6 protein-coding genes are annotated in these 6,728 nt (G+C 48.1%); all 6 read right to left on the reverse strand.

Annotation, left to right across the window (positions count from 1 at the left end; translation table 11 throughout):
* Positions 1-757 precede the first annotated feature (757 nt).
* A complete protein-coding gene (locus PSF16_RS16000) occupies positions 758-1,156 on the reverse strand; it encodes a hypothetical protein (RefSeq protein WP_272689655.1) in 399 nt (132 codons plus the stop codon).
* 12 nt (positions 1,157-1,168) lie between these two features.
* On the reverse strand, positions 1,169-1,522 hold the full coding sequence (locus PSF16_RS16005; protein WP_272689656.1) for a hypothetical protein: 354 nt from the start codon (positions 1,520-1,522) through the stop codon (positions 1,169-1,171).
* Positions 1,523-1,673: 151 nt separating this feature from the next.
* Entirely contained in the window at positions 1,674-2,876 is a 1,203-nt protein-coding gene (locus tag PSF16_RS16010) for an SGNH/GDSL hydrolase family protein (RefSeq protein WP_272689657.1), read from the reverse strand.
* Positions 2,797-5,127: an F-type conjugative transfer protein TrbC gene (gene trbC / locus PSF16_RS16015; RefSeq protein ID WP_272689658.1), complete on the reverse strand. Its 2,331-nt coding sequence runs from the start codon at positions 5,125-5,127 to the stop codon at positions 2,797-2,799. The genes PSF16_RS16010 and trbC overlap by 80 nt, the downstream gene beginning before the upstream one ends.
* 9 nt (positions 5,128-5,136) lie before the next feature.
* Complete coding sequence (locus PSF16_RS16020; protein WP_272689659.1) at positions 5,137-6,180, reverse strand: thioredoxin fold domain-containing protein; 1,044 nt, start codon at positions 6,178-6,180, stop codon at positions 5,137-5,139.
* Between the two features lie 4 nt (positions 6,181-6,184).
* The gene (locus tag PSF16_RS16025; RefSeq protein ID WP_442959257.1) at positions 6,185-6,721 is read right to left on the reverse strand and encodes a secretion/conjugation apparatus DotM-related subunit; all 537 of its coding nucleotides are present in this window, start codon (positions 6,719-6,721) and stop codon (positions 6,185-6,187) included.
* Positions 6,722-6,728: the final 7 nt, after the last annotated feature.

A 6,728-nucleotide genomic window follows, 5' to 3' on the forward strand; every position in this document is an offset into this window, starting at 1 on the left:
GCACAAATATGGTGACTATTATTTTTATTGTTTGTCCAATAATTTATTTTCTTTATTTTTCCTAATTTATTTTTAATCATGTTGTGGATCTTTTGAAAGTAATACCCATGCTTTTCTTTTTTAATGTTAATTTTCATATTTATATCCTCTTTTGATTCATAGGTTGATATATATCGGGTAAGACAGAGTCTATTTTTGTTCTGACATTAGATTGTTACGTGGTTTCAATGAAACTATCATCGAAAATTAAGCGTTTAACTCGGAATGAAAATATTAAAAATAACTACATTCGTGAAAAACATCTATTTGCTAGATAAGTTATATCATGATGACGTTGATATTATTTCGGAGGTTGTGGTGGGGGGCGGTGAATATGACATTCACTGAATATTCCGTGTATTTGACCCTATATTTCCAGACACTTTTTATCACTTATTTCATGATGAATTCGACGCCACAGGTACTCTCGCGGAGAACGATAACCCAGCGTATTGTGGGACTGCCATTCATTATAATGCTCCAAGATTATAGGATAGATACGCTGAGCCATTGTCTGCCAACCATTCAATTGACTTTGAATGTATGGGGCCAAAAGGGAATTTTAGCGCTTTGGAATGCCTGTATTATGCATCATCTGAAACGTTTAAATCTATGTTCTCCAGTGGCGTAATGTCACTCTTGGTTCCCTCAGTATTTTTGATGGCGGTAAAACCAACTGGAGACGTGATTGTCATTACCTTTTACAAAAATGAGCTCTTTATTTTTTAGGGCGTTTTGCCCAGGCGGCGCGCATGATGGGCATAAATATTGGCGGGATAATGCCCATTTTGGGTAATGGGATGTTCACTGTTACATCGGGGGATGTTTCAAACCATACATCATTAAAGGGCAATTTTTGAAGCCGGTTTAGGTCGAACTTTGTCGGGACATCCAGCCCAGCGGTATCTAGTTGTGTATCAATGACGAATTCCCCATCGTAGACTTTACCAATCTGCGATGTTCCATAAGTAATCAGTATTGCATGAATATCAGTAAACACGTTCAAAACAAGTCCGGGGCGTGGATATGGCCCCGGATTGTCTAAGTCCTCACTGTGAGGGAATTTACACCAGAGAATGTCTCCTGGTTCTGGTAATGGTTTAAAGTCAGTGGCCATACGCAATCCTGCTTATTTAAATAAAGGAGAATCCAGATCTTCTTCTGAAATTTCCATACCGGACATTTTCTTTATTGCTGCATGTTGAGCATCGGTCAGTGGACCGTTATCAAGTTCATAAGCTGGCAGCACATTACAGGCGAGGTAGCGTAACGCTTTATGGACCAATTCAGTCTGATTGAGCGCCAGTTCGTCCATAAGACGAATGAAAGTGTCTTCGCTTACACCGTATTCGTTGTCGAGTGCGCGTAATTGGAACAGGAATTTCTTCGGCGCAGTGCGTGTGTGGCCTTCCACTTTGCTTTTAACGGCGCTAGAGCGACGTTTGACTGTCGGGATGGCATGAGTTGCCGCGATTGGTGTCATGATATACCTCTCTACTTATTGCTATATGGAAAGTATATAGCAATAGAAGGTTATTTGCCATATAGATTATATATAGCGTCATATCTAGTTGAAGCAGCCAGAGGTTGAATAGGCGATAGAACATTTCCAGGGCGCTGTGTTTGGATGTGAATTAGTTTAACATCTGACTTAATTGACGGTACAAGGCTTGTGCGCTTTTTTTGTAGCCATTCGCTGATAAGTGAACATTGTCGGCACTCGCTAAACCGTGAGATTGCCAATTGCGGATAGCGCAAGGTCCACCCATGTTGGCTTGCCAATCCCAAAATAGAGCATGCTCTTGCGCGGCAATGTGTTTTTGAATCTGAATGACGTTCATTAAATTCACCGGCATTTGTGCACGGCAGCTTGTGGCATGATTGAATTTAATGGAATCGCTCGGTCCCACTAACATAATCACGGCATGCGCGGATTGCTTGCGAATTTGCTGAATTTTATCTTGCAGATTTTGCGCGTATGCGGCGAGATCCAAGGTGTCATTAAAGGCTTCATTGGTGCCAAATGCTAAAATAACCATATCCGGTGACATTTGCGCTAATGTTGCGCTCCATTGGGACTGCCATTTATCCAACATATTGAGTGTTGCGCCATTTAAGCCGATGGCCGATAACATCACGCCGGGTTTGTTTGAACGTATGACCCAGCCGCCCAAGTTGAGATGATGGGCACTGTCCACGGAGATGGTTGAGGGTAATTGGGTACTGACTGGCGGCGATAATTGCCAACGATTGCCGGTTGCGGGCAATGCCAGACTTTGGCGTGATGACGATGAAACCTGCATCAGGCTACCGGTTGTACTTTGGTATAACGCTTGTAAGTAGTACCCCTTTTGGCTGGTGTGTAAAGGCTTGAGCAGTATACGGCTTTTATCGCTTTTGGGCTGGGCAATTAAACCGCCTAAAGGGTAGTTAGCGCGTTTATCTTTGCGACTACTGGAGAGTAACCAATCTGATTTATCGCTCAGGCGATTAAGGGTGGCAGTGCGTTGACCGGGGATCGCAATGGGCGGGACAAACCCCGGCCCTGCATCGCCATAATGCTGTTGGAACAAGTGTCTTAGCTCCCCAGTAAAAAAATCGGCAGCGGTATGAGAGTCACCGATTTGGACGATATGAACTTGCTGGTTGCCTTGATGTAATTTTGCGGCGAACTGCATTAAGTTGGGCTCTGCGTTATTGACCAATTGCCCTCGTGTTGTCGGTGCAGCTCCATAGGACTGTAATGTGTTATGTGTTTCAGTAGCTATTGTCGTCAGGGGGGACAGTAAAGTTGCTAGCAGTAATGTATTCAGGGATAGTTTGATTCCTGCTCTCATCGTGGTGGTTCTCCATATAGTGAGTGTATTCTGGGGGAAGGGGCAGTGCCGTTTGGATGATATGTTCTGGTGATGATGTCACTGCCGATGGTGTGGTGTATCTGGCATTGTTCTGGTGTGCCTCTTCAATACGTTTCTTCGAAATGGGTATGTTCTCTCGGTCCTTCACCTGATGGTATTTGCCCTTATTTTTTTCGAGGGCATTGACTGCCGTTTCAAAGAGCAATACACCCCGCTCCTCATTGGTGTAATCCACATCGATACGGTTATCTAAATCACTGGCCAACTGCGTGATGGTCAGAAGTGTCGGATCCTCAATACAGGCATGAAGGTGACCGTGATAATCCTCAGGACGGGTGGTCTGGCAGATGTCCAGTATTTGATTGACTCTTTCTTGGGAAATTGGGCGTCGGCGTTCAGCGGCGGGGACTTCCCGACACAGGTCGTTGAAATCGGGGCGACGAATAGGGACGTAGCGGTTAATTTTGACGTCCAGCTTGGAAATTTTCTCGCTATCGGGAATGTAGATAGAATTACTGCGGACGAGTTGATCTTCAAAGACAATGATGCCTTCTCCTTCCTTCAGCGATTTGAGTTCATTCAACTGGATGTTGTCTTTGTCGCGAAATTCGATGCGGTCAATATCTTGATAGCTCCCCATGCCGGTACGTTCCATGGTGCGCTGCTCGGCATATTGACCGGTTCCCCCGACGGCTCGGATCATCTTCAGGGTGTCTTCGGTATCCTCTGTTTTCATGAACTGTTTGGTGCCGAGGTTAGCGTTGACCGAATGGACCTCTTTTCCGTGTTTTAACATGGCCTGCAGGTCTTGACCCAGGATAACGAGCATGTAACGGAGGCTTCGCATCTGGGCGGCCAGTTTTTCCAGCCCAGGGGCGAAGTAGTAACCCACCTCGTCACACAGGAGCATGAACGGAAATTTACTGGCGAATTTCTTCACGGTCAGAGTGTGTTCCGGTGAGCCCTCTATTTTGTTACCCAGATCTTTCGCGATATTCATTCTGATGTCGGAAATGTAGAGCTTACCTAATGTGGCCGCTTCGTTATCAGAGAGCTCAAGCGCGGGGATCAGAACCACTAATGTACGGTCGTTATGCAAGATATCCTGCATATCGATGTCTCCGCCGTTTTTGGGAAAGACGTGACCGTAGGTATCATTGAACATGCTGAGCATGCGGGTAAATTGCTGGATGAGATACCCATGCTGATCGAGGGCACCTTGCGACCATTCCGCTGGGCGGGTGATCAGGTTCATATCAAAACCCGCGAGGTTCGCCAGGTAGTTTTCCATGGGCTTATAGCCTTCTTCGTGCCAGCCTTGTTCCAGCGCTTCACGGTACAGTCCGACAAACTTAACCAGGGGAAGATAGGATTGAATGACATCCTGGGTGAGTAAAATGTTGTCTCTGGCTCGTTTGTAGCACAGGGCATAAATTAGCGCGTTCATCATGGCACGGGCTTTGTCTTTCCAGCCTTCGTCGCTGCCATTACCTGCAGGTTGCAAAGACTCCATCAACTGTGTAATGAAGGTTGGACTTCCATAAGCGAAAGGGTTGGTGCCGTTTGATTGTGGTCGGGATTTATCACCGAGTAACAATTTCTTGAATCTGTCATCATTACCGGTGATGAAGTTGAGGACGTGCCAGTCATCTTCTTGGCCGAATCGCCTTGCCATCGACCACGTCGCGACGGCGAGGTCGATTTGAGCCTTACCGTCCGAGATGCAGCAACCGCGGGCCCAGCACAGTGAATTGAGGTACATGCTGTAGAGGGTTTCTGTTTTCCCGCCCCCAGTGGTGGCCATAATTTGCATATGGCGCAGGGCATCAGCGGTTTGTAACCACAGTTCCTTGCCTCGGTCTTTTTTTCGGGCTGTGCCCAAGCACAGTGTACCTTCTGATTTACCGCGAACAATTTTGGGCAGGTTTAGGTTGAGGAGAGGAATGTTCCAACTGTGCTCACGCTCGGTTGAGAGGTCCAGGCCGCCAACGTCCATCGGTATCCGCAGTGGTAAGCGAAAGCGCTGATCGCTAAATGCGACCAGCAGGATGATGTTGAGTGGTAACGATAGCAGCAATGTCGCCGGCCATAGAGCGCCGACGAGTAGCGAAAATACCAGAAGCAATTGCACGGTGGCTGGCGCCAGAAATAGGCGTTCGGCGAGATGACCGTGAACCAATCGGCTTATTCGTCCACTGTCTACGGGTCCGTGGCGTCCTTTCAGATCCATAATGCCTCCTTATGGGTGGCTATTGAGGAATGACTGCAGTGCGGTATCACTGACCATCGCTTGCAACGGGATCATTCGGCCATCATCGCTGATAACGGTGGGTGTGCCCGGCATGCGATACAGCTCAAAGGCTAGGTCGTTACGCGATAGCGCCAGTTTTCCCGCCTCACAAGCTGCTGGGGCAATATCCGCTTTCGCTTTATCTGTTAGGTTGAGCATGCCTGCCGCGGGGGCATTTAGGGTCTTCCACATTTGCGCACGTTTCTCTGGCGGGGCGCAGAGTATGGGGATGACGTCGTCTGCTGTGCGGTTTTTACCAATCAATGTCACCGGAAAAATCTCCACGTTGTAGTCTTCTGCCAGGGCCTGAACGGTGGGTTCAAAGATGCGGCAGTTTGGGCATTCCGGATCGAGAAAGAGATACAGTGACCGGGCATGCCCAGAGGACAGGCGAATAGTGAATTCCTGCTTTGTTGCCCCGTTTTTGAGTCGTTCAGCGAGCAATGTCCTGGCTTCAGCTGCAGCTTCTGGCGAGAGAGAATGCTGACTGCTTTGAGCCTGGCCGGCTTGTGCTGGCGAGACCTGCTGTATCGATATTTTCGGCATGATGCCATCATGAGATACTTCAGGGACAGAGACTCTCTGCGTAGCAGGGATCGGCATGGTGACTTGTCTGCTGAGTTGCGGTACTAGCCAGGTGACGGCAAGGGCAAGGCTCAGAATACCGGGCGCTAACCATGTCCACTTCGGTGTTAAGATAGACGATGTTTTCTGGACTGGGTTGGAGGCTATGGCCATGCGTGTGAGCACATCCGCAGTGGAGTTCATCATCTGGTCGGCGAGGGCTTTATCGTCTGTGGTGAAAAGACGTACAAAACCCATATTGTCTTTGTGCATGCAGAGTGTGTATTGGCTGCCATACTTCTCGACGGTGAGTTGATAAGGCTCAGCGATTGGCATATGCAGAAAAAAAAGGGTGTTGTTATTGAGGCGGACCTGCAGGTGCTGGCCGTGAATGTCGGTGCTGATATTGAAAAGGGTTTTCTCTGACATAGGGTTATCTCATTTTAGGGCGAAAAGAATGGGTGTGGCGGTGTGTGCGCGTTTCTTGTGTCGGGTTATCTTCTTGATTGGCATCTTCATCCTCATCATCGATGTCATTTTCCTCTTTAGCCGCAGCGCGGGTCGGTCTTGGTGAGTCGTCAACGACAGCGCCTATATTTCTCAAGTCAGCTTCGAGTCCATCCAATGCAAGACTCATGATGGGATGGTTCAGGCGTATTCGATAGCGAGCCGCCAATGTTTCCCAGTGGGCTTGGCTGACCACGCCCGCAGCTTCAACAAAAGGCCAGGGGCGACCTGTAGACGCGAGGGTGTACCACAGTGTGCGGTCAAGCCCTTTTAGCCAGCGGAAACGGCGAATGGGTAAGTGGAGATCGTTATCATGCAACGCCGAGATGGCTGTGCGGATATAGCCATACTGCCGGATAAAATTCTGGGCCTGCTCTGTGGCAATGACTTTTTTAAATGTACTTTTAGCCAGAGACAGGTTTGGGTAGCCGATTTTGTTGCGGTAGCGGCGGTCTGTCTTCAATGTGGGG

The organism is Providencia sp. PROV033 (assembly GCF_028484855.1).
Taxonomy (GTDB): domain Bacteria; phylum Pseudomonadota; class Gammaproteobacteria; order Enterobacterales; family Enterobacteriaceae; genus Providencia; species Providencia alcalifaciens.